This window comes from Flavobacterium sp., from assembly GCF_027531905.1.
Taxonomy (GTDB): Bacteria; Bacteroidota; Bacteroidia; order Flavobacteriales; family Flavobacteriaceae; genus Flavobacterium.
Genome location: NZ_JAPZSU010000016.1, coordinates 24,849 through 50,215 on the forward strand (window position 1 = coordinate 24,849; position 25,367 = coordinate 50,215).

The window sequence follows — 25,367 nt, forward strand, 5'->3', positions numbered from 1 at the left end:
TTTTATTTAGAAAATGAAAAAATCACTCCTACTTTATGGTTTTATATTGGCTGTTTTGTTCAATATCTATACGTATATGTTTTTGAGCAAAGAAGTAAAATTCGAGCAAGAAAAATTCACTAAAGTCACCACAAAACTTAGAGATAGTATAAAAAAAGTAGAACTAAAATTGGATGATGCCAATTACTTTTCTTTGGGTAAAAATGAAAATGCGCAAAATTATTTTGAAGCAACTAATCCAAATAAAACGATTTTAATAGAAAAATTGATTCCTGTTGTAACTGAAAAGTTATTAGATTATAATAACAATTCTAAAGGGAATCCGTACACAGGACAAGATCCAATTGGTCCTAATAAATTTGTGATCAATAAAGTCAGAATTTTGAACCACCGATGGATTATTGCTGATTTTAGCGATGGCGAATATTGGGGAGAAGTTCTTATAAAATATTTTGTAAATACGGACGAATCGATTTCATTTGAAGTCAATCAGTCGTTATTGTATCAAAAATAACTACTATACCTGTAATAGATGAATATAATTCCCACGATAGAAAGAGTAACCTTAAATGATGCTGTTGAAATAAGTGATTTGATTATAAATAATGCCTCATTTTATTTAAAATCACATTATTCTGATGCGCAATGGAGTATATTCAAGAGTTATTATTCAATTGAAACCATTCAGGAAAAAATCCAAAAACAGCAAATATTTTGTGCTAAAATAGAGGATAAAATAGTGGGAACAATTGCATTGGATCACGATTATATTGTAGGTTTCTACACTCATATTGCTTATGCTAATAAAGGAATTGGATCAAAGTTGCTTAGTTATATTGAAAAGGAAGCACAACAAATCGGGCATCCTGAAATTTATTTGGCTTCCTCACCAGTTGGACTTGATTTTTACCTAAAATTTGGTTGGCAAATAGTAGAAGAACTAGAAATTGATTATTTGGGAGTCCCTTTTGTAGAAACGATAATGAAAAAGCGGCTTTAAATGTTGTGTTAAAGCCACTTTTTTTTTGGTACTTGAAAGTTAGGCTATTCGTTTATTTCAACCAATTTTTGAAGTCATAAAAATTTTGCGGCGAAACACCATGCCCAATAGGATATTCTTTATAAGTTATAACAACGCCTAATTTTTCCATAAAAGGAGTTGTTTTTCTAGCCCATTCTACTGGAATTACTTGATCTACAGTTCCGTGAGAGGCAAAAATGCGTAACGAATTTAGATTGTTTTTTAAGTAATCTTCAGTAATGATATCAGGATTCAAATAGCCGCTCATAGCCACAATCTGTTTTACTTTTTCGGGATAAGAAAGTGCTACAGCATAGCTCAGAATGGCGCCTTGGCTAAATCCAATAAGTGTTACTTCTTCTTTGTTGATAGGGTAATTTTGTGTTAATTCGTCGATAAAGTTCGCAATGCAATCACGAGATTCTCGTGCTTGGTCATTATCTGAAAATTTGTTTTGATCGGCATCAAAATTAATCGCATACCAAGCATAACTACCGTATTGTAAATCATAAGGCGCTCTAGCTGAAATGATATAATAATGCTCTGGTAATTCTGATGCAAAAGAGAATAAATCTGCTTCATTACTGCCGTAACCGTGTAATAAAATCAATACTGGATTTTCTGCTAAAACAACTTTAGGCTCTCTTATCTTGTACTCTAAGGATAAATTCATGAAATGTATTTGATGTGTTATTCTATATTTTTAAAAATCTTTTGAAACTGTTCTCCCAAAAGCGGAATAAGTTTGGCTTCTCCTTGTAATGCCGCTACAAAACCGTAAATCCAAAGGATAAAATAGAATACATAAAAGGCTGACGAAATCATCCAACTATCAAAATAGCCAATGAAATAGCCAATTAAAAAGAAAGAAACAAAAATGCCTAGCGCTTGACGAATGTGGAAAGCTGCAAAAGAATCTTTCTTTTCGGAGTTCATAAAAATGGCGATAATGGCGCCAATAATAGTAATATAACTTACAATGGCTATATTTTTTCCGTTGTCTGAAGTGCTCATTTTTTTTGGTGATTTAGGATAATTATTGATTCAAAATCATTTGACCTTGGCTGATACAACCATACACTTTTCCTTGTAATTTTTGTCCAAGAAAAGCGGAGTTTTTAGATTTTGACAAAATAGTTTCTTTGGTAAAAATACTTTCTCCTTCGGTAGTAAAAAGAGTCAAATTGGCTGGCTCTCCTTCGTTGATGGAGTGAGACGGAATTCCAAAAGTTGTTTTTCCAGCGGTTAATTTTTCGATGATTACCGCTGTTGGTAATACAGTAGACAACGCTCCAAAAGCACTTTCTAATCCAATAGTACCGTTTTTAGCGCCGTCAAATTCCATTTTTTTATGCTCAATGTCTATAGGATTATGATCAGTTGTAATCATATCAATTGTTCCATCGAGAATTCCTTCTAGTAACGCTTTTCTATCCGATTCGCTTCTGAGCGGTGGTGTTACTTTGTATCGAGTATCAAAACCATCGAGTAGGTCTTCGTTTAGTACTAAATGATGTACGCTAACACTACAGCTTACCTGTAAACCTTTGGCTTTGGCTTCTTTTACTAACGCAACTGATTTTTGTGTTGAAATGGTTGGGATGTGTAATTTACCTCCTGTGTATTCTAATAAAAATAAGTTTCTTGCAATATGTAATTCTTCGGCAAGCGTTGGAATACCTTTTAATCCTAATCTTGTTGATGCTAAACCTTCATTAGCGACACCATTTCCTTTTATTTTTTCATCTTGCGTAAAAGCAATCACTAGTCCGTCAAAATCTTGTACATATTGCAAAGCGATTTTCAACAAGTTAGCATTGTCTAAACTCTTGTTATAATCCCCAAAGGCAATTGCACCTGCTTTTTTCATATCAAAAAGCTCCGCCATATCTTTTCCTTCGCTACCCACAGTTAGAGCACCAATTGGATAGAGTTGCGTTAAGGCATCTTTTGCTTTGTTTAGCACAAAATTAATTTGCGATTGATTATCAATTATTGGATAAGAATTAGGTTGTAACGCGATGGCTGTGAATCCACTTTTTGCGGCAACAGTTAGTCCGTTGCTAATGGTTTCTCTATCTTCAAAACCAGGTTCTCCCAAGGATACGCTGCTATCAAACCATCCCGAAGAAACGTGTAATTGTGGCAATTGGATTTCTTGTGCGTCATCAGTTGGGAGTCCAACTCCTATTTTTTTGATGGATCCGTCATGGATTAAAATATCCATGGTTTTATGGTGAAAAGGACTTTTAGAATCGATGATTGTAGCTGCTCTAAGGAGAATTTTCATGGGTGTAGAAGATAAGTTTTTTTAAACTTTGTTATTTTACAAATCGGATGATGGCCATTTCTGCAAGCAAAAATGCAAGGGCAAAGATAAGAAACCATTTCCAAAGTTGTTGATCTGTTCTGTTGGTTTGTAACGTATTGAAAACGTTTTTGATGCTGTCAATAGCTTCGAAATTCGAGGCTAAATTTGTATTGACCTGACTCAAATCACTTTCGGTTCGTGCATAATTGAAAGAGAGGTTTTCGATGCTTTTTTCTTTATTGAAAATGGTATAATTTCCAGATTTTTTGGGAAGATCGGCAAAAGTTAGTTTTACTTTATTGTCGAGCATTTGTTGTATGGGAATGAACTGTTCTTCTTTTCCTTTTACAGTTAGCACAGCTTCTTTGGTTAATGTAGTATTGACCCAAAAAGGGGAATTGTTGCCAATAGTTGCGGCATAGAGCAAAGCGTTTTTATTAGTTACTCCCATTTTATAAAATACAGGAACAATCAAAGGGGATTGTTGAAAGTTGCTGTTTTTTGTATTAAGAGGAGCTGAGAAAACGAAAACTGCTCCAACAGATTTTGGTATGGCCGTAAGGAAAGCTGTTTGATCTTCAAAAGAAAGAATGCTTGGATAAGCACTTTTGACTACTATTGATTTTTCGACTTTTGGATATTGAAAATTAGTGATTTTACTTTCAAAAACGCCACTAAAGAGGGGATGTTCAAAATTGATTTTAGTGATTTGTTTGGCGTTGTTTTCAGGAGCTATAAACTGAATATTTCCTAGGTTTTTTAGAAAGGAATTGGTTGTTGTTATTGAAGTGTTTTCCGATGGAATAATAACTAAATTCCCGCCTTTGCTAACAAAAGCTTGTAAGGTAGTTTGCAAGGCTTGTGGGATTTCTGGAATTTCGTTGAGTAGGATGGTCGCCTGTTTTTCGATAATGTTGTAATCCAGTGCGCGCAATTCAGAATTGCTGTAATTGAATTCGTCTTTTGTGAAAATTCGAGATAAAAAGTTGCTTTTTATGGATTCGCCAATACTTAAAACATTGATTTTTTCGTTTTTGGTGATGCTAAAATAATAGTCATTATCATAAGTCAATCTTTTGTCGTTTATCGTAGCATAACCATGAAATTCTTGTTTTGGGATGGTAAAATTTACGGTTTTCTTTTTAGTGTCTAACTTCACCATTGTTTTTGCAATCAGTTTATTTTGATTGAAAAGCGCAATTGACATAGGTTCAAAATCTTCTCCAAAACCTTTGATAGCAACGGTTATCTCATAAAAGTTATCAAGTGTTTGACTAATAAAAACGCTATCGATAGCGGCGTTGTTTTTTTGTTCGGCTTCTGGTTTTATGAAATAAATAACTTCTTGATCATCAGTTTTTTGTTCGGATTTTTGTTGTACTCCAACAGCATCCGATAGGATTACGATGTCTTTTTTGAATGCAGATTTACGTGTGTTTATTTTGGCTAATTGGGCATCTATTTCAAAAGGTGTAGCGGAATAATTTAGATTTTGTAGTTCTCTTTGAATGGATTTAATATCGGTGTTCCAAAAAGTTTGATCGTTGGTTACAAGCGAAAAGGTGCTGTTTTCCGGTGTTTCTTCTAGCAATTCTTGAATGGCTCTTTTGAGTAGTTCGCCGCGATTGCCTTTGGCTTGCATACTGAAGGAATTGTCGAGAATAATGTACAATTCGTTGTTGGCATTTTTGTGGTCTTTGGCTTCGAAAAAAGGCTGTGCAAAGGCTATAATTAAACCAGTAAGTAGCAATAAACGCGTGGCTAATAAAAGTCTTTTTTTGATTTTTGAACTTTTTCTAGATTCAATTGTTAGCTTTTTTAAGAAGCGAACATTGGTAAAATATTCTGTTTTGAATTTTCTTAATTGGAATAAATGTACCAAAATAGGTACTAGTAAAAGGAATAAAAAGTATAGAATTTCGGGGTGTTTGAAGTGCATTCTATGGTTGGTTTACTTTATGTTTTGATTTTTTTTTTTTTGATGTTTCCTGAAAAAGCCTTTTGCTGCTCTCTAGCCCCGATCGCAGTGGCATCCTTTTTTTTTATGGCTGGCAGGTTTGCAAACCTGCCAGCCATAAAAAAAAAGATATAACGGAGAGCGGGACGATGTGGGCAAGAGCACCTTTTGTTTCTGCTCCTAAATAAAATAAAAGAACAGGGATTGATGGTTCAAAAATACGAATTTGTACCTATGATTGTTAGCTGATGTTTGGTTTTTTCAAAAAGGGGGTATTTGTTTTGGGGTATTGAAATAATGAGTATTTTCGCAGGACTAATAAAAATCAACTAAATATTTATTCATGAAAAACAAGATTTTAGCGCTACTTTTTGTTTCTTTTTTTACAACAGTTCATGCTCAGCAGGATCTTTACCACTTATTGGTAGGTACTTATACCAATAAATGTGAGAGTAAAGGGATTTACAATTATAAATTTGATGTAAACTCTGGGAATTCTTTGTTGCACGGAACTACAGTTAATATTCAAAATCCGAGTTATTTGGCGCTTTCTTCAGATAATAAACATTTGTATGCGGTGAATGAAGCGGGGGCAACAAGTACGGTAACTTCATTTAGTTATGATGGAAAAGCGGGAAAAATGATTGTGCTGAATAAGCAAGCGACTAAAGGAGCTGATCCATGTCACATTATTACGGATGATAAAAATGTGATTACGGCCAATTATTCTGGGGGAAATATTACTGTTTTTTTTAAAAATGCTGATGGTAGTTTGACCGATGCTAAACAAGTGGTGCAACTATCAGGTAGTGGTCCGAATAAAGAGCGTCAGGAAGCTTCTCACATGCATATGGTGGCGTTTTCTCCAGATCAAAAATATGTTTTGGCTGTTGATTTGGGTACTGATAAAGTTTATGTTTACAGCTACAATGCTGATGCTAGCAAGGATATTTTGACATTTAAAAGTAGTGTGAGTGTTAAGCCTGGCGGAGGACCACGTCATTTAACGTTTGACAAAGACGGAAAATATGTTTATGTTTTGAATGAACTAGATGGTGGTTTGTTGACGTATAGTTTTGCTAAGGGAGAGCTGACTTTGGTAGAAGATACCTCGGTAATGGCTAGTGATTACAAAGGTGACTTTGGTTCAGCAGCTATAGCGTTATCCCCAGATGGTAAATTTTTGTATGCAACAAATAGAGCAGGGGCTAATACCATTTCAATTTTTAAAGTATTGAAAAACGGAAAATTAGAATTTAAAGAAGCGGTAAGCACTTTGGGGGGAGGCCCTAGAAGTTTTGTAATAGATCCTACAGGGAATTTATTATTAGTAGCGAATCAATCGTCTAATGAAGTAGTGGTTTTTAGAAGAGATAAAAGCACAGGCGGTTTAACAGATACTGAAAAAAGAATTTCGGTTTGTCAACCTGTTTATTTGCTTTTTGAAAAGCGTTTGTAATCTATTCAAAGCAAAAAAAATAAAGCCACGAATTCATCAATTTTATTAATTTTTGAATTCTTGGCTTATTTTTTTGTTCTTATTTGTTGGAATCTTTACGTTTTTTATCTCTTGTTTTGAGCATGTTTCTATTTACAGAACCATGTGTTTTCTTTTTTGTTTTTGATGGGCCGCCAAGATTGACTTTTTTGTTTTTTTTGCTTTTTTCATGAAAAGCCCCATCTCCCTCTAATTTCACCTTTTTCATTAAAAACTTAACGGGTTGACGGTCTTTTTCGGGTTCGATTAATTTGGTAGAAACCTCAACCTCTTCTGGGAAAATTGCAATTGGCAATTCCATGTTCATTAAGACTTCGACTTCAATTTTTGCTTCTTCTTCACGAGGTGTTACAAAACTAATCGCGGTTCCGGTAGCATCGGCTCTACCCGTTCTACCAATTCGATGCATATACAGTTCTGGTAACTCAGGCATTTCGAAGTTGATGACATGAGTAATATTCGAAATATCTAATCCTCTTGCCATAATATCCGTAGTGATCAATCCTCTTAAGTTTCCTTCTTGAAATGCTGCCATCGTACTCAATCGATAGTTTTGAGATTTATTAGAATGGATAATTCCAAATTGACCTTCGAATACTTCATCAATTCGATTGAAAAGCATGTCAGATATTTTTTTGTTGTTCACAAAAACCAAAACTCTACTCATGTCTTCATTCTTTTCTAATAAATGTTGTAAAAGATTGATTTTGGTGTTAAAATTGGGAACGTTGTAGGTGATTTGTTCAATATTCTCCAAAGGTGTTCCTGAGGCGGCAAGGGTTACTTCTTCAGGAAAATCAAAATAGTCATTCAGTACCGCATCCACTTCATCGGTCATGGTGGCCGAGAATAAAATGTTCTGACGCTTGTTTTTCATCATGGCTAGCAAAGCGGTTAATTGCGTTCGAAAACCCAAGTTGAGCATTTCGTCGAATTCGTCAATGACTAATTTTTGAGTTTCGTCAAAGCGAACCACTGCGTCCAAAGCCAAATCCATAGTTCTACCCGGAGTACCTACTAAAATATCGACACCTTCATAAACCGCTTTCTTTTGGGTATTAATGTTGACACCTCCGTAAATTCCGAGTGTTTTAACCGACATATAGCTGGTTAATTTTTCTACTTCTTCAACGACTTGAACCACTAATTCTCTCGTGGGAACAAGGATGACGATTTTTGGTGTATTGGTATTGGTGAATTTATACAGTTTTAATAATGGAATTAGGTAAGCAAAGGTTTTACCGGTACCAGTTTGCGCAATTCCCATCATATCTCGCCCTGACATAATTACCGAAAAAGTTTTTTCTTGTATTGGAGTAGGAGAGGTAAATCCTATTTCATCAATTGCTTTTTGTAAAGATTTAGGAAGGTTGAATTGCTCGAAAGTGCTCATTTGCATTATTTTTTTGGCAAAGATACTAATATAAGCTGTAAATACTATTTTCTTGAAGGGTTCCTTAGTGGGCTAGGGCTTGGTAATAGAATTGTGAAGCTACATTTTTTTCTTTAGTGACTAACGTTTCTAAGCAATTAATTGCAGTGTTTTTTAGTTCTATGGTGTCAAAAAAAGACATTCTGTTTTGAATATATTCTATTGTACTTGTAGATCCAATGACTTTTAGAGTTTGTAAACTTTGCTCCTGGAGTTGCGGTGTAAATTGATTTAGGATAGATAGGATTTTTGTTTCAGCTTCTTGCAAATGAAGTTTTCTTATGGTGATAAGTGCTTCATTTTTTACACTATTATTTTTGAACGAAAGTAAATCAATAATGGCATCGGTATCATCACCCTTGCTTTCATGAGCAGCAATTTTTAGTCCTAACAATAAAATTGATGGTTTTTTTGCTTTTAACCAAAAATTAATATGGTTATTGTAGGGATATTTTTGGATATAAAATAGGTTTTCTATTTTTTCTTTATGTTTAATTATTGTGTTTTTTCTTTGATAAAGGGTATTTCCAGTAGAAATATTAGTTAGCGAGAGATAAGCTGCACTTGCGTTGGATTTGAGTTGCTGGTTTTTGCTTTTTAAATAAGGTATGATTTTTTTTATTCCTTTAGAATAATGCATGGTTTGGTAATGATAGAAACCAAGACATTTTTTATATATTTTAGTATCATTGATGAGTCTAGTGGAGTATTTATATAGTTTTAGGGTTCGATAAATGAGTGTTATAGTTTGTGCTTCTTCTGGACTTAAATTCTTCTTTATAAAGATCATTTCATCAATCAACATTTCTTTGCACCAATTTGCTTTAATGGGTATTTTCTTTTTTAATTGTTTTATATGTAGTCGAATATGCTCCTTTTGGTCTTGATTTTTGACAACATCTATTAAGAAATGTTTGATAATTGGGAGTGCGTTGTCTTGATTTTTTTGAAGATTTTTTTTGTGAATTACGGTAAATAATGTCAAAGTGATGACTAAAACAATTGCAGTAATTGCGAGTACTGGCAGTGCATTAGAAGTTATATTGGACAAGAATTCTTTCATAAGAAAAGATTTTTGTTGTCTCAAATATATGAAAAAAATATAAGTATCTGATGATTAGTGTATTAAAAATTAAAATCTTTCAAAAACGCCTAGCCCAAATAACGCAAAATCATATTTTACAGGATCGTTTGGATCTAGAATTCTGAGTTGGGTGTCTAATTCATTTAGCGCTTTCGCATCGTTTTGTTTTCTTGTCAAAAGACCTAATTTACGCGCTACATTGCCTGAATGTACATCCAAAGGACAGGATAATTTTGAAGGAGAGATGTTTTTCCAGATGCCCAAATCTACGCCTTTGTTGTCTTGGCGGCACATCCATCGTAGGTACATGTTGATTCTTTTGGCTGCCGAATTATTTAACGGATCCGAAATGTGTTTTTGACTTCTTTGGGATTGATTTACTTCAAAAAATATTTTTTTAAACTCATGAATGCTTTTTTGAAGGCTATTTTCTTCTTGGTGTTTAGAAAATACGGCTTCTAATCCACCGTGATGGCTATATACATGCTGTAATCCTTTGATAAATGCTCGAAAATCTTGACCGTTAAAAGTTCTATGAACAAATGAGTCTAAAGCTTCTAATTGATTTTCGTTGTGCGATACCACAAAATCATAAGGAGAATTGCCCATCAAATCCATCATTTTATGACTGTTTTTGATGATCATTTTTCGGTTGCCCCAAGCGATAGTGGCGCTTAAGAAACCAGCAATTTCAATATCTTCTTTTTGAGTAAATAAATGCGGAATTTGAACCGGATCACTTTCGATAAAATCTAGGGTGTTGTATTCTCGTACTTTTTGGTCTAGAAAATCTTTGAGTTCAGACTCGGTCATGTTATGAAATTTAATTGCGATAAATTAGATTATTTACTACTAATTTGTCCATCTACCATTACTAATTTTCTGTCAGCCATGTTAGCCAACTCTTCATTGTGTGTAACAATTACAAAGGTTTGTCCCAACTCGTCTCGTAGTTTAAAAAAAAGTTGATGCAAATTTTCGGCAGAAACCGTATCCAAATTCCCTGAAGGTTCGTCTGCAAAAATAATATCGGGTTTGTTAATCAGGGCTCTAGCGACCGCCACACGTTGTTGTTCTCCACCTGATAATTCGTTTGGTTTATGATTGAAACGATGTGATAAGCCCAAAAAATCTAATATTTTTTTAGCTTCTAGTTCTGTTTCTAATTTGTTTTTACCTGCAATGAAAGCAGGAATACATACATTTTCTAATGCGGTAAATTCGGGTAATAACTGATGAAATTGAAAAATAAACCCTAGGTTTAAATTTCTAAAACGTGACAAAGCTTTGTCGTTCATTTTCAAGACATCTTCACCGTTGATTAGTAAACTGGCATTTTCTGTTTTTGTAGGTCTATCCAAGGTACCCAAAATTTGAAGTAAAGTGGTTTTTCCTGCTCCAGATGCGCCAACGATGGACACAATTTCTCCTTTGGTGATATGTAGATCAACTCCTTTCAAAACCTCAAGCTGATCGTAGAATTTATGTATGTTTTTCGCCTGTATCATTCCAATCTATTTTTACAAAGAAACAAAGATTTTATTTGCCACTCAACTATTATAAAATTTCTTTATAGTAACATTTATTAATATTTAGTTAAAGGATCTTTTTTGTTTAATTAATTACTACATTTGTTAAACAAAAATATAAATAATTATTTAGATATGAGTCATGCAACTTTTTCTGGAGGCTGTTTTTGGTGTACTGAGGCTGTTTTTTTGCAGCTCAAAGGAGTAGAGACAGTAGTATCAGGTTATATTGGGGGTACGATAGAAAACCCAACTTATGAACAAATTTGTACTGGAAGGACTGGTCATGCAGAAGCGATACAGATTACTTTTAATGAGGATTTGATTTCTTTTGAAACTCTTTTGGAAGTGTTTTTTGCAACACACAATCCAACAACACTTAATAGACAAGGCGCCGATGTAGGAACACAATACCGTAGTGAAGTTTTTTATCATTCTGAAAAACAAAAGACACTTTCGGAGGCCTATATTCGTCAATTAGATGAGGCTAAATTTTTTGATTCCCCTATTGTTACCCAGCTTTCTCCAGTTTCAAAGTTTTATCCTGCGGAAGCGTACCATCAAAACTATTATCAACTCAATAAAGAAAAGTCATATTGTCATTACGTTATTACTCCAAAAAGGAATACACTTTCTGAATCGTTTTCTAAATTATTAAAATAAATACACCTAAAATATGAACGCAGTATTAGATAGAGAATTAATTGAAATTTTAGGTGATAATCACCAAGCCACTAGTGCAGATACACCTCTTAGAGCTGATGCTTTTGTGAAATCGGATGCCCAGAAAATGGAACGAATTGAACATCATTTTCACGCCATTATGGAAGAAATGGGATTGGATATGACAGATGATAGCTTGAGCGGTACCCCGTTTCGTGTAGCTAAAATGTATATTCAAGAAATTTTTAGTGGTTTAGACCCTAAAAACAAACCCAAAATTTCGGTTTTCGAGAATAGCTATCATTATGACAAAATGTTGGTTGAAGCCAACATTAATTTCAACTCTACTTGCGAACATCATTTCTTGCCAATTGTGGGTAAAGCGCACATTGGTTATGTCTCTAGCGGAAAAGTGATTGGTTTGTCAAAATTGAACCGAATCGTTGATTATTATTCTCGTCGTCCCCAAGTTCAAGAGCGCTTGATTATGCAAATTTTTAACGAATTAAAAACTGTTTTGGAGACGGATAACGTTATCATTGTTATGGAAGCCAAGCATTTGTGCGTTTCTAGCCGTGGAATCAAAGACGAAACTAGTTTTACCTCTACTATTCAATATGGAGGAATTTTTAATGAAAAAGAAAATAGAAATGATTTCTTCAATATGATTAAGCAAGAATAAAAGGCACTATTTTTGTTTGGACTTTTTCAAAAATTAAAAAATGACAAACCAAGTAGAAAGTAGCGCTGAAGCTTCTCTGAAAAGAAGGCATTTATTTTTAAGTATCTTGTTTGATGCTATTGGGATGCTCTCTTTTTCCATTCCATTGATTGGTGAATTCTCAGATGTTATTTGGGCACCTTTAGCGGGTTTTCTGATGACCTGGATGTACAAAGGAAGTGTAGGCAAAGTAGCGGGAGCAATTACATTTATAGAAGAAGCTTTTCCTTTTTCAGATGTTATTCCCACGTTTACTTTGACTTGGATATACACTTATCTCATCAAGAAACAGAAAAATTCTTAATTAATACCAACAAAAAAAGCTTCAGAAAGGAAGCTTTTTTTTATGTTTTGAAAAGAAAACCGAGTCCCATATTTCGGAGCATTTTTTTTTCGAAAGCCCAAAAAAATCGAAATTGCCCAAACAAAAATCCAATTAAAACCAAAAGTACTTGATAAATAGGAAAAATAAGTAAGAGACGAATAGGAGTGAACCAAAATCCCATATCAGCTTTGGTAAGACCAAGCCAAACACAAAACGGTTTAGATAACCATGCGGATGTTGTACCAGTGATTGCAAAAACAATAAAAATTATGGTAAACTGAATGTTACTTTCTATGCCCCAACGTTCTTTTAATTTTTTCATTCTTAAGTTTCAATGCTGCAAATATACTAAGATTAACGTATTGGGACATTGCCAAATAATCTTTGCTTGTACCTATTTTGAAAATAAATCATATAATTGTAGATTAAATAATTCACTTCGTATCCATAATTGATTTGTGGATTGTAATCAATTGTCATTTCATATAAATTAGGATCAAATCGCAACGGTTGTTGTGCTCTATTGTTCCATTCTGTAATATAAAATCGGTTCTTATTTTCTAAATAGGATTGAGAATAATAGCCTCTTGGAAGTGCAATAGAATTCAACCAAGTGCTAAAACCTGGATCAATAATGATAACCTCGTATTCAAGTGAATCATTTGCAATTCTTACCGTGTCTCCTTTAACGGAAGCGGTGGCAGGAAGAGAGGGGATATTGTTTTTTGGAGTCGAACAAGCGCCAAGTATTGCAATAAGTACGATTATAAATGCGATTTTTTTCATGGCTTAACTATTAAAATCGGTTGGATGATTTTTTTTCCACACTTTGATACCTAAATGCAGGCTAGAATCAAAGAATTTGTATTTTCTTAATAGAAATAAATAGACAATTTATTATTCACATAGCTAATCTATGCGAGAAATAGTGCTATTTCTTTTTTTTTTTTTTCTTTTTTTTTTCTATGTTGATTTACTATTAATCTATGGTTCTATGTGGTTTATTTTATATTTTATTTTGAATTTCATCCAGCGAGTTATTGAAATTGAAATTTACAAAATCTGAACCTGAAAAATGTAAATTCTATCATAAAAAAGCGTCATTTCTTTTAAGGAAATGACGCTTTTCTCTATGTTTTTAGCTTTTATTTGCCAAATAATTTACCGAGTATTCCTCCAATTCCGCCACTGCCTTTTGCTAAATCCATGGCGTCACTAATATCTACTTTACCATCTGCATTTTGGTCTAAACCAAATTGTGTTCCGTACTTAGAAATAGTATCCATAATACCGCCAGCTTGTTCACTATTACCAGCAATTGCGCCAATAATATCCGAAATTTGAAAACTATCGTTTGGGTCATTGGCTTTGCCTATCAATCCTCCTAGTATTTTCGGAATCATATCTCCAGCAACACCAGAAGCAGCTTCTCCGCTTATTCCGAATTTCTCACTCAAACTTCCAGTCAGTTGTTGCGTAATTTGTTGGACTGCAGGATTCGAACTATCCTGAGCAGTATTGCCTTGCAACAAACCTGCCAATTGCGCAACTCCTCCTTCATAAGCCATGTTTTGTAAACTTGAAAAAATTGAAGATCCAGCTTCTTGAAGGATAGCTTCGTTTTGCTCATTCGGAATAGCACTATTTTTTACAACAGCATCCTCTCCAAATTGCTGCACTAATTGTGTTAATTGTTTAAACATAGGATTTTAGATTTAAAGTATTCTCAAATTTAAATAAAAAAGGGTAATTTATAACTACTGTTAATAAATTACCCTTTTGGTATATTGGAGACTTAAAATTATCCTAACAATACAATAATTTGTGAGGCTAATTCTGTTCCAATTCTGTCTTGAGCTTCTCCTGTAGCTGCACCAATATGTGGTGTCAACGAAATTTTAGAATGCATCAAAATGGCCATTTCTGGTTTTGGTTCGCTTTCAAAAACATCTAAACCTGCAAAAGCAACTTTTCCACTGTCTAAAGCTTTTACTAAAGCTACTTCGTCAATTACACCACCACGAGCACAGTTTACAATTCCTACGCCATCTTTCATAGTAGCCAATTGCTCCTCACCAATGATGTATCCGTCTTGCGCTGGTACGTGTAAAGTAATAAAGTCTGCTTCTTGAAACAATGATTCCAAAGATTGAGAAACAATAGTAGTAGTGATAGATTGCCCATCAAAAAATTCTACTTTCACATCTACTTGAGGAATAAAACTATCGGCTGCAATAACTTTCATACCTAATCCCAAAGCCATTTTTGCAGTAGCTTGACCAATACGGCCAATACCTACAATTCCTAATGTTTTTCCTCTTAGTTCAGTACCATTAGCGTAGGCTTTTTTCAAACCTTCAAAATTGGTATCGCCTTCAAGAGGCATATTTCTGTTCGAGTCGTGTAAAAAACGAACTCCTGTAAACAAATGTCCAAAAACCAATTCCGCTACCGATTCTGATGAAGAAGCAGGAGTGTTGATTACGTGAATCCCTTTGCTTTTTGCATAGTCCACATCAATATTATCCATACCAACACCGCCACGTCCAATAATTTTGATACCAGGACAAGCATCGATAATGTCTTTGCGCACTTTGGTAGCACTTCTTACCAAAATAACGCTTACGTTGTTTTCATTAATAAAATTGGCTACTTGTTCTTGCGCCACTTTTGTAGTGATTACTTCAAAACCACCTTTTTCTAAAGCTAGAATTCCACTTTTTGAAATTCCGTCATTGGCTAATACTTTCATTTTGTTTTTATTTTGTTTCTCTAATTCCTTGTTTGTAGCAAAGAATTAACTATACTATATTTTTATTTTTTTTAGGAGCTAATCCCGCTATCCGTTCTTATCTTTTCTATTTTTAAAGAAAAAATAGAAAAGGATATCCACTGCTATCGGGGCTAGGGGAATGTGCTTTTAAGAAAATTTAGTTTAAGCGATTAAACCGCTGCTTCCAACGCTTTCATAACATCAACCAAAACTTGAACACTTTCTATTGGCATCGCATTGTAGATAGACGCTCTATAACCTCCTACAGAACGGTGACCTGGAAGACCAGATATGTTAGCAGCTTTCCACATCGAGTCAAAAGTATCTTTATGTGCTTCGTCGTTCAATAAGAAAGTTACGTTCATATTCGAACGGTCTTCTACAGCAGCTGTTCCTTTAAACAATGGATTTCTGTCGATTTCATTGTACAATAAAGCCGCTTTTTCATTATTGATTTTTTCGATGGCAGCTACACCTCCCAAGTTTTTCAACCATTGCAAAGTCAATAGCGAAGTGTATACAGGGAAAACAGGTGGAGTATTGTACATACTCTCTGCTTTGATGTGTTTAGCATAATCTAACATACTTGGAATCACGCGACCGTTTTTGCCAAGAATCTCTTCTTTAACCACTACTAAAGTTGTTCCTGCTGGTCCCATGTTTTTTTGAGCACCTGCGTAAATAATATCAAATTGAGTGAAATCTAAAACACGTGAAAAAATATCCGAACTCATATCACATACAACTGGAATATTTAATTTTGGAAATTCTTTCATTTGCGTTCCAAAAATGGTGTTGTTGCTCGTACAGTGAAAATAATCTGCATCTTCCGGTACAGTATACTCTTTTGGAATATGATTGTAGTTTTGTTCTTTGGAGGATGCCACGATTACCGTTTCTCCAAAAGTTTTAGCTTCTTTAATAGCAGCACTAGCCCAAGTTCCAGAATCTAAATAGGCCGCTTTACCTCCTTCTTTCATTAAGTTGTAAGGCGCCATAATAAACTCTAAACTAGCTCCTCCGGCCAAGAATAAAGCTTGGTAGCCTTTGCCTGTTAGATCTAATAAGTCTAAAGCAAGAGCTCTCGCTTCTTCCATTACGGCAACAAAGTCTTTACTGCGGTGTGAAATTTCTAAAATGGATAATCCTGAGTTGTTGAAATCTAAAATGGCTTGAGCCGATTTTTCAAAAACTTCTTGAGGTAAAATACTGGGTCCTGCGCTGTAGTTGTGTTTTTTCATGGTTTGTAAGTATCCGAAAAATTAAAAATGCAAATTTCGACAATCATACTCGAAAACAAGCTGAATTATTCGAAATAATTATACAATTTTCTACTTTATTGTTAGTAAAAATGAAATTGTATCTATGTTATCTGCATAATCCCATAATTCAGGGCTTTGAGTTTGCCCAAAGGGAATACTGTTGGAGATTAAATTATTAGAAACTATACATTGAATGTGCTCATTTTCATCTTTTAAGCGTTGCAATACATCTCCAACGTTTTCGTAATATTCGTAGAAAACACTAGATATTGGAGAACCATAACCTTGATCTTCTTTGATGGTCAAAAAGCCATTGTCAAGCAACTTAAAATTGCTCATCAAGAAAACAGCTTTATTGTAATCGTAATTATTGGCGTATTTTTCATATTCAATGACATCTTTATATGTGAAGATGGCTTCAAAAAAAGGAACAAAAGAATAGTCTTTGGGAACAAAAAGTTTGGAGACGTTGCGACAACCTAAACCAAAATAGCGAAAAATATCTTCTCCTAAAGCTTCCAATTGTTCGCGAGTTTCCTTACCAGTTAAAATTGCCACCGAGTTTCTGTTTTTTCTAATTACCGAAGGTTTGTCTTTGAAATAATATTCAAAATAGCGAGCCGTGTTGTTGCTTCCTGTTGCGATAACGGCATCAAAATTTTCTAATTTTCCTTCGACAAAAGTGATTTTCTCTTTGAATTCAGGAGCAATGTGGATTAGGTATTTCGCTATAAACGGAAGTAAATGCTGGTCATTCGAAGAGGTTTTTACTAGTACATTATGACCTGAAATCAGTACCGATAGAAAGTCATGAAATCCTACCAAAGGAATATTTCCTGCCAATATTAGCGCAATTGTTTTGGGTTGTACTCCTGAAAAATCATACTTAGAAAGCCATTGGTCTAGTTTTTCTTTCGTTAATGCTTTCGCCCAAGATTGAAAGGCAAAACAGACTTGTTCTGGGGTATACCAACCGTTATGCGACTGAGAAAGAGCAATTAGATTAAGACATTCGTCAAAAAAGAGATCGTTGCCCTGTACTTCATTTTTGATGGGGTTTTCTAAAGAAGAAAATTGACTTAAGAATTTACCCAATTCAACAAATTTACTTTTTTTTGTTTCTAATGTCATATTGCTTGTGTATGAAATCTTTTGATTGTAATTTTGCACAAAAATAAGCTTTTTAGAAGCTAAAGACAACAGTTGTTTTTTTATTGTGAAAATCGAAAACAAAGACAACTACTTTAAATTTTAATTAAAAATTTAGTCAAAGATGGCAATTATTATTACAGACGAATGTATCAACTGCGGAGCTTGCGAACCAGAATGTCCAAATACAGCAATTTATGAAGGCGCAGACGATTGGCGTTATAAAGATGGAACCAAACTAAAAGGGAAAGTAATTTTACCAGATGGTACTGAAATTGATGCTGAAGCACCACAAACTCCAATTTCTGACGAAGTGTACTACATCGTACCAGGAAAATGTACAGAATGTAAAGGTTTTCATGATGAACCACAATGTGCGGCTGTTTGTCCTGTTGATTGTTGTATTCCTGATGATAATCACGTAGAATCTGAAGAAACTTTGTTGAACAGACAATCGTTTTTACATAACAAATAGTATAAATAGTTTTTTATTATCTATAGACCCGAGCAAAACTCGGGTCTTTTTGTTTTGTTTTTTGTTGGTGTCTTTTCTGTGTTTTTTATTTACTTGATGTTCAGTGTTTTGGTTGTTTTTGGGCTTATTTTAGGAATATATTTTTCTTTTTTTGCTTTTTTTCATCAACTAATTTATACTTTTATGACAACCAGTAAAGTTTTAAATTAAATAAGTAACAAAATCACTTCACATGAAGAGAATATTTTTATTCTTTTTAGTAATGGCTAGTACTTTAGTTTTAGCGCAGAAAGTAGAAAGAACTTTAATAGTTAAAGATATAGACACGCAACTTCCTATAGAAGATGTTACCGTTTTGGTTGCGAAAACCAATCAAATCCTAATGAGCAATAAGGAAGGGGAAGTTAGTTATATGGTAAACGGAAATTCAAATATTCAGTTTTCTCATCCTTCTTATGTAAGCATTACGGTTCGTCCGGCTATGCTCAAGCAAAGTGGTAATGTTGTTTATTTAAAAAGCAGCTTAAATAAACTAGACGAATTGATAGTTACTCGTCAGCATCCTCAAAAAATATTAAAGTCTTTGGTAGCCAATTCTATAAAAAAATTCAATGTACCAGCACGTTTGAAGGTGTTTTGTCGCGAGTTTTTCAAACTCAACGGTGTTTATTCTTACTATACAGATGGTTTGCTGAACTTTCAGATCGTAGGCGATCAAAAAAAGTTAAATTCAACAATTCTGGTAGAACAAAATCGTTCTTTTGGGGTCGTAGAAGAAGAGGTTAGTGCTGATTTGTTGGGATATAATCTCAATAACATCATGGAAAACTATTATACTTTCAAGTATTTAGCGCCAATTTTAGATCCCAAGGCTAAAGATAGTTACTATTTCTTGGTCCGTGCCTATTCTGAGAATGATACCTACTATGTTTTGACAGCTACCCCTTTGGATAATTCCAAAGGCTTGCTGGATGAATTTAAGATTATTTATGACAAACAGAAAAATTTGATCATTGAAGTGAGTTCTAAATTATCTGAAATTAGTTTAGCAAAGACTGAAAATGCTACAAAAACTGGTGCTAAAAATATTTATATGTCAAATTTTAAGACTACCTATAGGGTAGAGGATGCTAATTATTTTTTGGTAAGTTCTAAAGAAGAGATAGGTTTTGAAAAAGTTTATAAAAAAGAAACTAAAAACATTCAGGTTAGTAATTATCTAGTTACAACTAATTTTAGTAATCAAAATTATACCTATCGAGAACCTCAAGTTTTTAAAAATAAATCACTGATTAATAAAGGAAATAGTATTTTGACCAACTATTGGGACTTTTCAGGTTTGACGGCTACTGATGAAGAGTTGCGTATTATTTCAATTATTGAAAAAAACATGTAATTTCTGTTGTCTCTATAAGTTTAGATTTTTTTCTTTTTTGCTACAATCACATAAGTGTCGTAAGCGTAGGTTTTTCTGTCGATGATTTCAAGGATTTCGAACCCTTTCATGTAAAGAAAAAGCTGTATTTCATTTAGAGTAAAGACTCTAACCGTAGAAAAATCTTCTGCAATTACTTCCTTTTCATTATTGAGAAGCGTATAATAGGTCGCGGTCCATTCCATCAAAAAATTATCTGAGGTGGTAAGCTTCCAATTGCTGTCTCGGTAATGAATAATTCCATCACAATTGGCTTCATGCAGTATGTTTTTGTGGTTTTCGGTATATGGAATGTACCGATTTGCATCAATAAAGTCAAAAACAAATATACCTTCGTGATTTAGGTTTTGATGAATAGATTCAAAGCAATAATATACATCTTCATTGGAAATCAAATAACTAGTAGAACGCCCCGTGATAAGAATAGAATCAACGGGATTTTCTAAGGTAAACTCTCTCATGTCTCCATGAATAAAAGTACTTTTTGGAGTTCTTTTTTGTGCAATTGCAATCATATCTTCACTCACATCCAAGCCGATATAATTAAAGCTATTTTGCGAAAAAAATTTGGCCAGGTTACCAGTTCCGCTTCCTATTTCCAGAACGGATTGGCAATGATGTTTTTCTAAAAGGCTTCTGTAGAAATTGTACTCTTCGGTATAGTTTATAAATGTTTGATACATGGCGTCATAAATGCTAGCCATTTTATCATTGTATAAGTCTGCCATACTATTTTTTTTGAATCATAAATATAATGATTTTTAAAAAGAAAAGGGTTGTCATTTTGACAACCCTTTTTAATCTGCACTCTATAATTTACTAGAACTTGTAATTCAATGATAAATTAAACATAGTTCCTAATTGGCTAAAATGGTATCCATCATACGTCATTTGAGAATAACGACCATTAAAAGTAATTAAATTGTATTGTGTTTTAGTTTTAGCAGGATCATTTAAAATGGCTTGCCCTGCTGCATTTTCTGCTTTAAACTTCCATTCTGGTAAAACATTCAATAAATTATTTACATTTAAAGCCAAAGTCAATTTGTCTGTAGCATTGAAATTGATTCCTAAATCGGTAACAATTTTTGGAGTAAATTCTGTTCTCAAATCATTGCTCATACCGTCTTGTTTGAAAGTGGTTTTTCCAAAATAAGTATTGTTTAGAGAGAAGCCAAATTTTCCAATTTCATAGTTTGCACCTAAAATCCATTTTGTGTTAGGTCTTGAGGTAAATGTTAAAGCGTCTAAAATTGGTCCGAAACTATCTCCTTTTCTTACGTCAGAAATTCTTTCATTTTGTAAAGTGATATTTCCAGATAAATTGAAACCTAATTTTCCTGCGCCTATTTCTAAATTATTGTAATTGGCTACTACATCTAATCCTGATGTTCTTGAATCAAAGGAGTTAGAAAACCAAGCTACATTTCCAAATTGAGTGTCTTGTCTGTCTCCTAAAACAATTCTATCTTCTACCTTAATGTTGTAGTAATCAATGGTGAAGTTGAAGTTTTTAGTTGGTTTAGCACCGATTCCAATAGTGATATTTGTTGAGTTTTCTGCTTTTAAAGAAGGAATTCCTAAGATACGGGCTTGTGGTGAAACATTATTGATAATACCGCTCAATTGAATTCCTTGACCAGCTACAAATGAATATTGAGCTTTTTGAGTATAAATTTGGTGCAAAGTTGGTGCTCTAAATCCAGTAGAGACTGATCCTCTTAAAGTAATTTTGTCATCCAAGAATTTGTATCTTGTGCTTAATTTCCAAATTGTTGCGCCACCAAAATCACTGTATTCTTCATGGCGTAAGGTACCATTTAGCAAAAAGTCTTCGGTAACATCATAAGCGATATCGGCATAGAAACCCAAGTTGTAACGGTTCCATTTTCCAGAATTTTCAGGACGATTACCAGCAAATGAGTCAGCTCCTAGACCTTCCCATGATGCTTTGTCTCCTTCTACAACTTCAAAAGTTTCAGTTCTGAACTCTGATCCAAAACCAATACTTACTTTGTCAGATAGATTTTTGGATACATCGATGTTACCTACGATGTGGTTGAATTTAGTTCCTCCAGGTTTGAATGTAATAGGAGAGTTTTCTTTGTATATATTATTTCCATTAGCATCTTTCAAGTCAGATCTGTTTTGAGAGTTTTCTACGGTATAGATTTGGCTATTTCCACCAACAGTGATACTTCCGTCAGTATTCCAGCCATTGGTTTGGTTTTTGAATCCAAGGGTAGCATTGTAATCGTTTAGGTCTCCAACAAAAGTTGGTACATATCCCTTGTAAGAAGCTGCTGTTCCATCACCAAAAAAATCGGCTAGATAGGGATTTGTTGGGTCTAAAGTTCTCCAATAAGGCGTTCTGTAATTGGCGAATGAATTTACTTTTTTGTAAACATACGCAGCATTATAGTACATCTGCGTGTTTTCGCTTAAGTCTTTTCCTCCGTTAACTAAAAATTTTGCTGCAAGTGTTTCTGGTGAGCCGTTTATGTTTCCAGCATCAGGGTATTTTGCTAAAAAAGATTGAACATCAGATAGACTTGCTCCAAAATCTCCCGCTTCTCCTGCTGCATCAACAGTCCCAGGACGATTGGCTAAGCTTACTTTAGAAAAATCTAACGTATAGTTTAAAAAACCTTTGTCACCTACCGTGGTACCATTGTTAATGCTTACACCAAGCATTTCTCCATCACCTTCAGAAGTTATACCTGTTCTTAAGGTAGCCGATCCAGTGTTACTGTTTTTCTTTAAAATAATGTTCATTACCCCTGCAATTGCATCAGAGCCGTATTGCGCAGAAGCACCATCACGTAAAATCTCCACCCTTTCGATAGCGTCAGTAGGAATAGCTGAAATATCCGCTCCTGTTTCTCCACGTCCTGGAGAAGTTTGAACGTATACTAATGAACTTAAATTTTTACGTTTTCCGTTAATTAAAATTAATGTTCTACTCGGTCCCATATTTCTAATTTCATAAGGGTCAAGTAAGGAAGTAGCATCGTTTACAGGAGTTTGTACGGTGTTAAATGATGGGATTTTATACTGTAAGGCTTTGTCGAAAGTGGCTTGACCAGTAGATACTAAATCTTTAGAGGATAAGACATCAATAGGAAGCGCTGAGGTGGTGTTACTTCTTGGAGCCGTTCTAGTTCCAGTTACTATTACTTCTTGTAGGTTTTGTCCACCTTCTTCAGATAAAGTGATATTTAGTACTGTGCCAGAAGTTGTTTTAGTTACCGTGTTATATCCAACATAACTAAAAATTAAAGCAGAATCTTCGTTGATTCGGATTTTGTACTTCCCATCCATATCGGTTGAAGTACCATTTGAAGTTCCTTTTTCGATTACATTTACTCCGGGTAGTGGATTTCCTTGATTGTCTTTTACCATACCGGATACTTCTTTTTGAGCTACCATGATAAAGGAGCATAAAAGAAAAAATAATAAGCTTAGTTTTTTCATAAATTAATAAGTTTTTGGTTATTGTTTGGTTTTATTTTGGATAAATATAGTAAAATTTAACAACAAAATTAAAAATGTTGATATTTTTGGTTTTTTTGTTAACTTTTGATAAATGTTAGAATCTTCTTCGACAAGGATATTATAAATCTTATATTTGCAAACTTTAAAAAAATATAATAGCTAAAAAGAGGATTGTTTTTAAATTCTCGGAAAAATATAAACTATGAAAGCAGGAATTGTAGGCTTACCGAATGTTGGAAAATCAACTTTGTTCAATTGTTTGTCAAATGCCAAAGCGCAGAGTGCAAACTTTCCTTTTTGTACCATCGAACCAAATATTGGTGTGGTGAATGTACCCGATCCTAGAATTGAAAAATTGGAGCAATTAGTAAAGCCAGAACGTGTACAAATGGCTACAGTAGATATTGTAGATATTGCTGGTTTGGTAAAAGGAGCAAGCAAAGGAGAAGGTTTAGGAAATCAATTCTTAGGAAACATTAGAGAGTGTAATGCTATTATTCATGTTTTACGTTGTTTTGATAATGATAATATTGTGCATGTTGATGGTAATGTCAACCCAATTCGTGATAAAGAAACTATTGATATTGAATTGCAATTAAAAGACTTAGAGAATGTTGAAAAACGTTTGGAAAAAGTAAATCGCGCGGCCAAAACTGGGAATAAAGAAGCACAAACCGAAAAAGCATTATTGGACCGAATTAGAGAAGCACTTTTGCAAGCCAAATCCGCAAGAACTATTTTTCCTCAAAGTAACGATGAAGAAGTTTTGTTGGAAAGTTTTCAATTGATTACGGCAAAACCCGTTTTATATGTTTGTAATGTAGATGAAAGTTCGGCTGTAAATGGCAATAAATATGTAGATCAAGTTCGCGAATTGGTTAAAGATGAAGAAGCTGAAGTAATCGTACTTTCAGTAGGAGCAGAGGCTGATATTACAGAATTAGAAAGCTATGAAGAGCGCCAAGTGTTTCTTGAAGATATGGGATTACAAGAGCCTGGAGCTTCTGTTTTAATTCGTGCGGCATATAAATTATTAAAACAACAAACCTATTTTACCGCTGGTGTAAAAGAAGTTCGCGCTTGGACGATTAATATTGGTGCAACCGCTCCACAAGCTGCGGGTGTTATTCATACCGATTTTGAAAAAGGTTTTATTCGTGCCGAAGTAATTGCTTATGAGGATTTTGTGCAATACGGATCAGAAGCAAAATGTAAAGAAGCAGGGAAATTTAGAGTTGAAGGAAAAGAATATGTAGTAAAAGATGGCGATGTGATGCATTTTAGATTTAATGTATAGTTTAGCGTTATTACTATAATGAGAATAGGAACCGAGCAATTTGCTCGGTTTTTTTTGGTGGTTTTTGAGGGGGATTGCATGATGGAAAGTAATAATGCTTAGACTAGTCCAAGAATTTCATAATTTTGCCTCTCATTCATTTACTCGCTTTTTTATTTACTATTATGAGCAATATATTTTCTGAAAACAACCAAATTGGTACCGTCTCGTCTTTTACGGATCTAGTGGAAACGGAGTTTAAAGATGAAATGAATGCCTTATGTTGGTACCGGAATTTGGAAGGCGATTTTGCAGCCCTTGTAAGTCAACTGCAACTGAAAGAAAATATAACTGAAATTTTTCCTAAGGATTTAATAGCGCTTCAGTTATCAGAAGATGGAAATAAAGCGAGAGAAATTATCTTAAACGATTTACGATTATTGACTTATTTTGGAGCTTCTCCCTCTCTAAATTTATTGAAATGCTATGACCGTGACGATGAATTTGATTTTATCGCTACGGATGTGTATTCTTATCATGTGGATCGTTCTCCCATCGCTACGGATACCTTTTTATGTACGTATCACGGAGCGGCCAGCGATATTATTCCAAATGACCAAGCGGAGCAGAAAATTCTAATTCCAGAAATCAGAAAAAAACTAGAAGCTTTGCATGAAGGTCCATCCGAGGAATTTGAAGATTTTTTGAAAGAAAATTATTTTGATTTGCATTATCAAGCTAAGCCCAATGCTCAACCGATTAATTTGGGGAATGGTCATCTTTGGCGTCTAGCGGTAGATCATCCCAAACAACAAGTCTTACCATGTATTCACAGAGCACCCGTAGAAAATGAAGGTGAATTTCGCTTGTTGTTGATTTGTTGATATTCAGTACGTCTTTTTTTCTTCAAAGCCGAGAATTTTTTTAAGAGCTTTTAGTTTTAGAGGCGTTCAAGATACGC

Annotated in this window: 26 protein-coding genes; 10 read left to right on the forward strand and 16 right to left on the reverse strand. The window is 34.1% G+C overall.

The annotated features are described in order from the left end of the window. Nucleotides 1-13: 13 nt before the first annotated feature. Together O9307_RS05195 and O9307_RS05200 are read left to right on the forward strand one after the other, a co-directional pair. Nucleotides 14-514, forward strand: coding sequence for a hypothetical protein (locus O9307_RS05195; RefSeq protein ID WP_298296019.1), 501 nt, complete (start codon nucleotides 14-16; stop codon nucleotides 512-514). A gap of 18 nt (nucleotides 515-532) precedes the next feature. Further along, nucleotides 533-1,000: a GNAT family N-acetyltransferase gene (locus O9307_RS05200; protein WP_298296021.1), complete on the forward strand. Its 468-nt coding sequence runs from the start codon at nucleotides 533-535 to the stop codon at nucleotides 998-1,000. Between the two features lie 52 nt (nucleotides 1,001-1,052). Here O9307_RS05200 and O9307_RS05205 read toward each other — a convergent pair whose 3' ends face one another. From O9307_RS05205 to O9307_RS05220, 4 genes are read right to left on the reverse strand one after another with little or no spacing between them, the layout of a single operon-like run. Continuing rightward, entirely contained in the window at nucleotides 1,053-1,694 is a 642-nt protein-coding gene (locus O9307_RS05205) for an alpha/beta fold hydrolase (protein WP_298296023.1), read from the reverse strand. Between the two features lie 17 nt (nucleotides 1,695-1,711). Continuing rightward, the gene (locus tag O9307_RS05210; protein ID WP_298296025.1) at nucleotides 1,712-2,035 is read right to left on the reverse strand and encodes a hypothetical protein; all 324 of its coding nucleotides are present in this window, start codon (nucleotides 2,033-2,035) and stop codon (nucleotides 1,712-1,714) included. A 22-nt stretch (nucleotides 2,036-2,057) separates the two neighbouring features. Beyond that, complete coding sequence (locus tag O9307_RS05215; protein ID WP_298296027.1) at nucleotides 2,058-3,311, reverse strand: dihydroorotase; 1,254 nt, start codon at nucleotides 3,309-3,311, stop codon at nucleotides 2,058-2,060. Nucleotides 3,312-3,342: 31 nt separating this feature from the next. After that, the gene (locus O9307_RS05220; protein ID WP_298296029.1) at nucleotides 3,343-5,271 is read right to left on the reverse strand and encodes a BatA and WFA domain-containing protein; all 1,929 of its coding nucleotides are present in this window, start codon (nucleotides 5,269-5,271) and stop codon (nucleotides 3,343-3,345) included. 361 nt (nucleotides 5,272-5,632) lie between these two features. Between O9307_RS05220 and O9307_RS05225 the strand changes: the two genes are divergently transcribed. Further along, nucleotides 5,633-6,748, forward strand: coding sequence for a lactonase family protein (locus O9307_RS05225; protein WP_298296031.1), 1,116 nt, complete (start codon nucleotides 5,633-5,635; stop codon nucleotides 6,746-6,748). Between the two features lie 79 nt (nucleotides 6,749-6,827). Here O9307_RS05225 and O9307_RS05230 read toward each other — a convergent pair whose 3' ends face one another. The 4 genes from O9307_RS05230 to O9307_RS05245 all read right to left on the reverse strand — a co-directional run bounded on the left by O9307_RS05230 (nucleotide 6,828) and on the right by O9307_RS05245 (nucleotide 10,811). Further along, on the reverse strand, nucleotides 6,828-8,180 hold the full coding sequence (locus O9307_RS05230) for a DEAD/DEAH box helicase (RefSeq protein ID WP_298296033.1): 1,353 nt from the start codon (nucleotides 8,178-8,180) through the stop codon (nucleotides 6,828-6,830). A gap of 64 nt (nucleotides 8,181-8,244) precedes the next feature. Next, nucleotides 8,245-9,282: a hypothetical protein gene (locus O9307_RS05235; protein ID WP_298296034.1), complete on the reverse strand. Its 1,038-nt coding sequence runs from the start codon at nucleotides 9,280-9,282 to the stop codon at nucleotides 8,245-8,247. 69 nt (nucleotides 9,283-9,351) lie between these two features. Continuing rightward, complete coding sequence (locus tag O9307_RS05240) at nucleotides 9,352-10,116, reverse strand: TIGR02757 family protein (protein WP_298296036.1); 765 nt, start codon at nucleotides 10,114-10,116, stop codon at nucleotides 9,352-9,354. 29 nt (nucleotides 10,117-10,145) lie between these two features. After that, on the reverse strand, nucleotides 10,146-10,811 hold the full coding sequence (locus O9307_RS05245; protein WP_298296038.1) for an ABC transporter ATP-binding protein: 666 nt from the start codon (nucleotides 10,809-10,811) through the stop codon (nucleotides 10,146-10,148). A gap of 156 nt (nucleotides 10,812-10,967) precedes the next feature. Between O9307_RS05245 and msrA the strand changes: the two genes are divergently transcribed. The 3 genes from msrA to O9307_RS05260 are packed head-to-tail and all read left to right on the forward strand — an operon-like array spanning nucleotide 10,968 to nucleotide 12,520. Continuing rightward, entirely contained in the window at nucleotides 10,968-11,495 is a 528-nt protein-coding gene (gene msrA, locus O9307_RS05250) for a peptide-methionine (S)-S-oxide reductase MsrA (RefSeq protein WP_298296040.1), read from the forward strand. 13 nt (nucleotides 11,496-11,508) lie between these two features. After that, a complete protein-coding gene (folE, locus tag O9307_RS05255) occupies nucleotides 11,509-12,177 on the forward strand; it encodes a GTP cyclohydrolase I FolE (protein WP_298296042.1) in 669 nt (222 codons plus the stop codon). Nucleotides 12,178-12,217: 40 nt separating this feature from the next. Continuing rightward, nucleotides 12,218-12,520, forward strand: a complete 303-nt coding sequence (locus tag O9307_RS05260) for a hypothetical protein (RefSeq protein WP_298296044.1) — start codon at nucleotides 12,218-12,220, stop codon at nucleotides 12,518-12,520. A 40-nt stretch (nucleotides 12,521-12,560) separates the two neighbouring features. Here the strand turns inward: O9307_RS05260 and O9307_RS05265 are convergent, their stop codons facing one another. From O9307_RS05265 to O9307_RS05290, 6 genes are all read right to left on the reverse strand, one after another. Beyond that, complete coding sequence (locus tag O9307_RS05265; protein ID WP_298296046.1) at nucleotides 12,561-12,863, reverse strand: DUF6787 family protein; 303 nt, start codon at nucleotides 12,861-12,863, stop codon at nucleotides 12,561-12,563. Between the two features lie 32 nt (nucleotides 12,864-12,895). Further along, entirely contained in the window at nucleotides 12,896-13,327 is a 432-nt protein-coding gene (locus O9307_RS05270; RefSeq protein ID WP_298296048.1) for a DUF6146 family protein, read from the reverse strand. A 359-nt stretch (nucleotides 13,328-13,686) separates the two neighbouring features. Then, entirely contained in the window at nucleotides 13,687-14,244 is a 558-nt protein-coding gene (locus O9307_RS05275; protein ID WP_298296050.1) for a DUF937 domain-containing protein, read from the reverse strand. Between the two features lie 98 nt (nucleotides 14,245-14,342). Beyond that, entirely contained in the window at nucleotides 14,343-15,293 is a 951-nt protein-coding gene (locus O9307_RS05280) for a D-2-hydroxyacid dehydrogenase (protein WP_298296052.1), read from the reverse strand. Nucleotides 15,294-15,484: 191 nt separating this feature from the next. Then, the gene (gene serC / locus O9307_RS05285; RefSeq protein WP_298296054.1) at nucleotides 15,485-16,555 is read right to left on the reverse strand and encodes a 3-phosphoserine/phosphohydroxythreonine transaminase; all 1,071 of its coding nucleotides are present in this window, start codon (nucleotides 16,553-16,555) and stop codon (nucleotides 15,485-15,487) included. Between the two features lie 90 nt (nucleotides 16,556-16,645). After that, nucleotides 16,646-17,707 (reverse strand): acyl-CoA reductase, encoded by a 1,062-nt coding sequence (locus O9307_RS05290; RefSeq protein WP_298296056.1) that lies wholly within the window; start codon nucleotides 17,705-17,707, stop codon nucleotides 16,646-16,648. 142 nt (nucleotides 17,708-17,849) lie between these two features. On the opposite strand from O9307_RS05290, the gene O9307_RS05295 reads away from it, so the two are divergent. Next, a complete protein-coding gene (locus O9307_RS05295; RefSeq protein ID WP_298296058.1) occupies nucleotides 17,850-18,200 on the forward strand; it encodes a 4Fe-4S dicluster domain-containing protein in 351 nt (116 codons plus the stop codon). 232 nt (nucleotides 18,201-18,432) lie between these two features. Next, nucleotides 18,433-19,596: a hypothetical protein gene (locus tag O9307_RS05300; RefSeq protein WP_298296059.1), complete on the forward strand. Its 1,164-nt coding sequence runs from the start codon at nucleotides 18,433-18,435 to the stop codon at nucleotides 19,594-19,596. Nucleotides 19,597-19,616: 20 nt separating this feature from the next. Here the strand turns inward: O9307_RS05300 and O9307_RS05305 are convergent, their stop codons facing one another. Then, nucleotides 19,617-20,363 (reverse strand): class I SAM-dependent methyltransferase, encoded by a 747-nt coding sequence (locus O9307_RS05305; protein ID WP_298296061.1) that lies wholly within the window; start codon nucleotides 20,361-20,363, stop codon nucleotides 19,617-19,619. A gap of 91 nt (nucleotides 20,364-20,454) precedes the next feature. Next, on the reverse strand, nucleotides 20,455-23,109 hold the full coding sequence (locus tag O9307_RS05310; protein ID WP_298296063.1) for a TonB-dependent receptor: 2,655 nt from the start codon (nucleotides 23,107-23,109) through the stop codon (nucleotides 20,455-20,457). A gap of 223 nt (nucleotides 23,110-23,332) precedes the next feature. On the opposite strand from O9307_RS05310, the gene ychF reads away from it, so the two are divergent. After that, nucleotides 23,333-24,427, forward strand: coding sequence for a redox-regulated ATPase YchF (ychF, locus tag O9307_RS05315; RefSeq protein ID WP_298296065.1), 1,095 nt, complete (start codon nucleotides 23,333-23,335; stop codon nucleotides 24,425-24,427). Between the two features lie 164 nt (nucleotides 24,428-24,591). After that, nucleotides 24,592-25,290, forward strand: a complete 699-nt coding sequence (locus O9307_RS05320) for a DUF1826 domain-containing protein (protein WP_298296068.1) — start codon at nucleotides 24,592-24,594, stop codon at nucleotides 25,288-25,290. Nucleotides 25,291-25,367 lie beyond the last annotated feature (77 nt).

What these genes read in the sequence shown, in the direction of transcription:
- O9307_RS05320 (WP_298296068.1), top strand. Translation starts at nt 24,592, where the DNA reads ATGAGCAATATATTTTCTGAAAACAACCAAATTGGTACCGTCTCGTCT.
- O9307_RS05270 (WP_298296048.1), bottom strand. Translation starts at nt 13,327, where the DNA reads ATGAAAAAAATCGCATTTATAATCGTACTTATTGCAATACTTGGCGCT.
- O9307_RS05235 (WP_298296034.1), bottom strand. Translation starts at nt 9,282, where the DNA reads ATGAAAGAATTCTTGTCCAATATAACTTCTAATGCACTGCCAGTACTC.
- O9307_RS05240 (WP_298296036.1), bottom strand. Translation starts at nt 10,116, where the DNA reads ATGACCGAGTCTGAACTCAAAGATTTTCTAGACCAAAAAGTACGAGAA.
- O9307_RS05275 (WP_298296050.1), bottom strand. Translation starts at nt 14,244, where the DNA reads ATGTTTAAACAATTAACACAATTAGTGCAGCAATTTGGAGAGGATGCT.
- O9307_RS05200 (WP_298296021.1), top strand. Translation starts at nt 533, where the DNA reads ATGAATATAATTCCCACGATAGAAAGAGTAACCTTAAATGATGCTGTT.
- O9307_RS05260 (WP_298296044.1), top strand. Translation starts at nt 12,218, where the DNA reads ATGACAAACCAAGTAGAAAGTAGCGCTGAAGCTTCTCTGAAAAGAAGG.
- msrA (WP_298296040.1), top strand. Translation starts at nt 10,968, where the DNA reads ATGAGTCATGCAACTTTTTCTGGAGGCTGTTTTTGGTGTACTGAGGCT.
- O9307_RS05305 (WP_298296061.1), bottom strand. Translation starts at nt 20,363, where the DNA reads ATGGCAGACTTATACAATGATAAAATGGCTAGCATTTATGACGCCATG.
- O9307_RS05210 (WP_298296025.1), bottom strand. Translation starts at nt 2,035, where the DNA reads ATGAGCACTTCAGACAACGGAAAAAATATAGCCATTGTAAGTTATATT.
- serC (WP_298296054.1), bottom strand. Translation starts at nt 16,555, where the DNA reads ATGAAAAAACACAACTACAGCGCAGGACCCAGTATTTTACCTCAAGAA.
- O9307_RS05310 (WP_298296063.1), bottom strand. Translation starts at nt 23,109, where the DNA reads ATGAAAAAACTAAGCTTATTATTTTTTCTTTTATGCTCCTTTATCATG.
- O9307_RS05205 (WP_298296023.1), bottom strand. Translation starts at nt 1,694, where the DNA reads ATGAATTTATCCTTAGAGTACAAGATAAGAGAGCCTAAAGTTGTTTTA.
- O9307_RS05195 (WP_298296019.1), top strand. Translation starts at nt 14, where the DNA reads ATGAAAAAATCACTCCTACTTTATGGTTTTATATTGGCTGTTTTGTTC.
- O9307_RS05215 (WP_298296027.1), bottom strand. Translation starts at nt 3,311, where the DNA reads ATGAAAATTCTCCTTAGAGCAGCTACAATCATCGATTCTAAAAGTCCT.
- O9307_RS05280 (WP_298296052.1), bottom strand. Translation starts at nt 15,293, where the DNA reads ATGAAAGTATTAGCCAATGACGGAATTTCAAAAAGTGGAATTCTAGCT.
- O9307_RS05265 (WP_298296046.1), bottom strand. Translation starts at nt 12,863, where the DNA reads ATGAAAAAATTAAAAGAACGTTGGGGCATAGAAAGTAACATTCAGTTT.
- ychF (WP_298296065.1), top strand. Translation starts at nt 23,333, where the DNA reads ATGAAAGCAGGAATTGTAGGCTTACCGAATGTTGGAAAATCAACTTTG.
- O9307_RS05245 (WP_298296038.1), bottom strand. Translation starts at nt 10,811, where the DNA reads ATGATACAGGCGAAAAACATACATAAATTCTACGATCAGCTTGAGGTT.
- O9307_RS05290 (WP_298296056.1), bottom strand. Translation starts at nt 17,707, where the DNA reads ATGACATTAGAAACAAAAAAAAGTAAATTTGTTGAATTGGGTAAATTC.
- O9307_RS05300 (WP_298296059.1), top strand. Translation starts at nt 18,433, where the DNA reads ATGAAGAGAATATTTTTATTCTTTTTAGTAATGGCTAGTACTTTAGTT.
- O9307_RS05295 (WP_298296058.1), top strand. Translation starts at nt 17,850, where the DNA reads ATGGCAATTATTATTACAGACGAATGTATCAACTGCGGAGCTTGCGAA.
- O9307_RS05225 (WP_298296031.1), top strand. Translation starts at nt 5,633, where the DNA reads ATGAAAAACAAGATTTTAGCGCTACTTTTTGTTTCTTTTTTTACAACA.
- folE (WP_298296042.1), top strand. Translation starts at nt 11,509, where the DNA reads ATGAACGCAGTATTAGATAGAGAATTAATTGAAATTTTAGGTGATAAT.
- O9307_RS05220 (WP_298296029.1), bottom strand. Translation starts at nt 5,271, where the DNA reads ATGCACTTCAAACACCCCGAAATTCTATACTTTTTATTCCTTTTACTA.
- O9307_RS05230 (WP_298296033.1), bottom strand. Translation starts at nt 8,180, where the DNA reads ATGAGCACTTTCGAGCAATTCAACCTTCCTAAATCTTTACAAAAAGCA.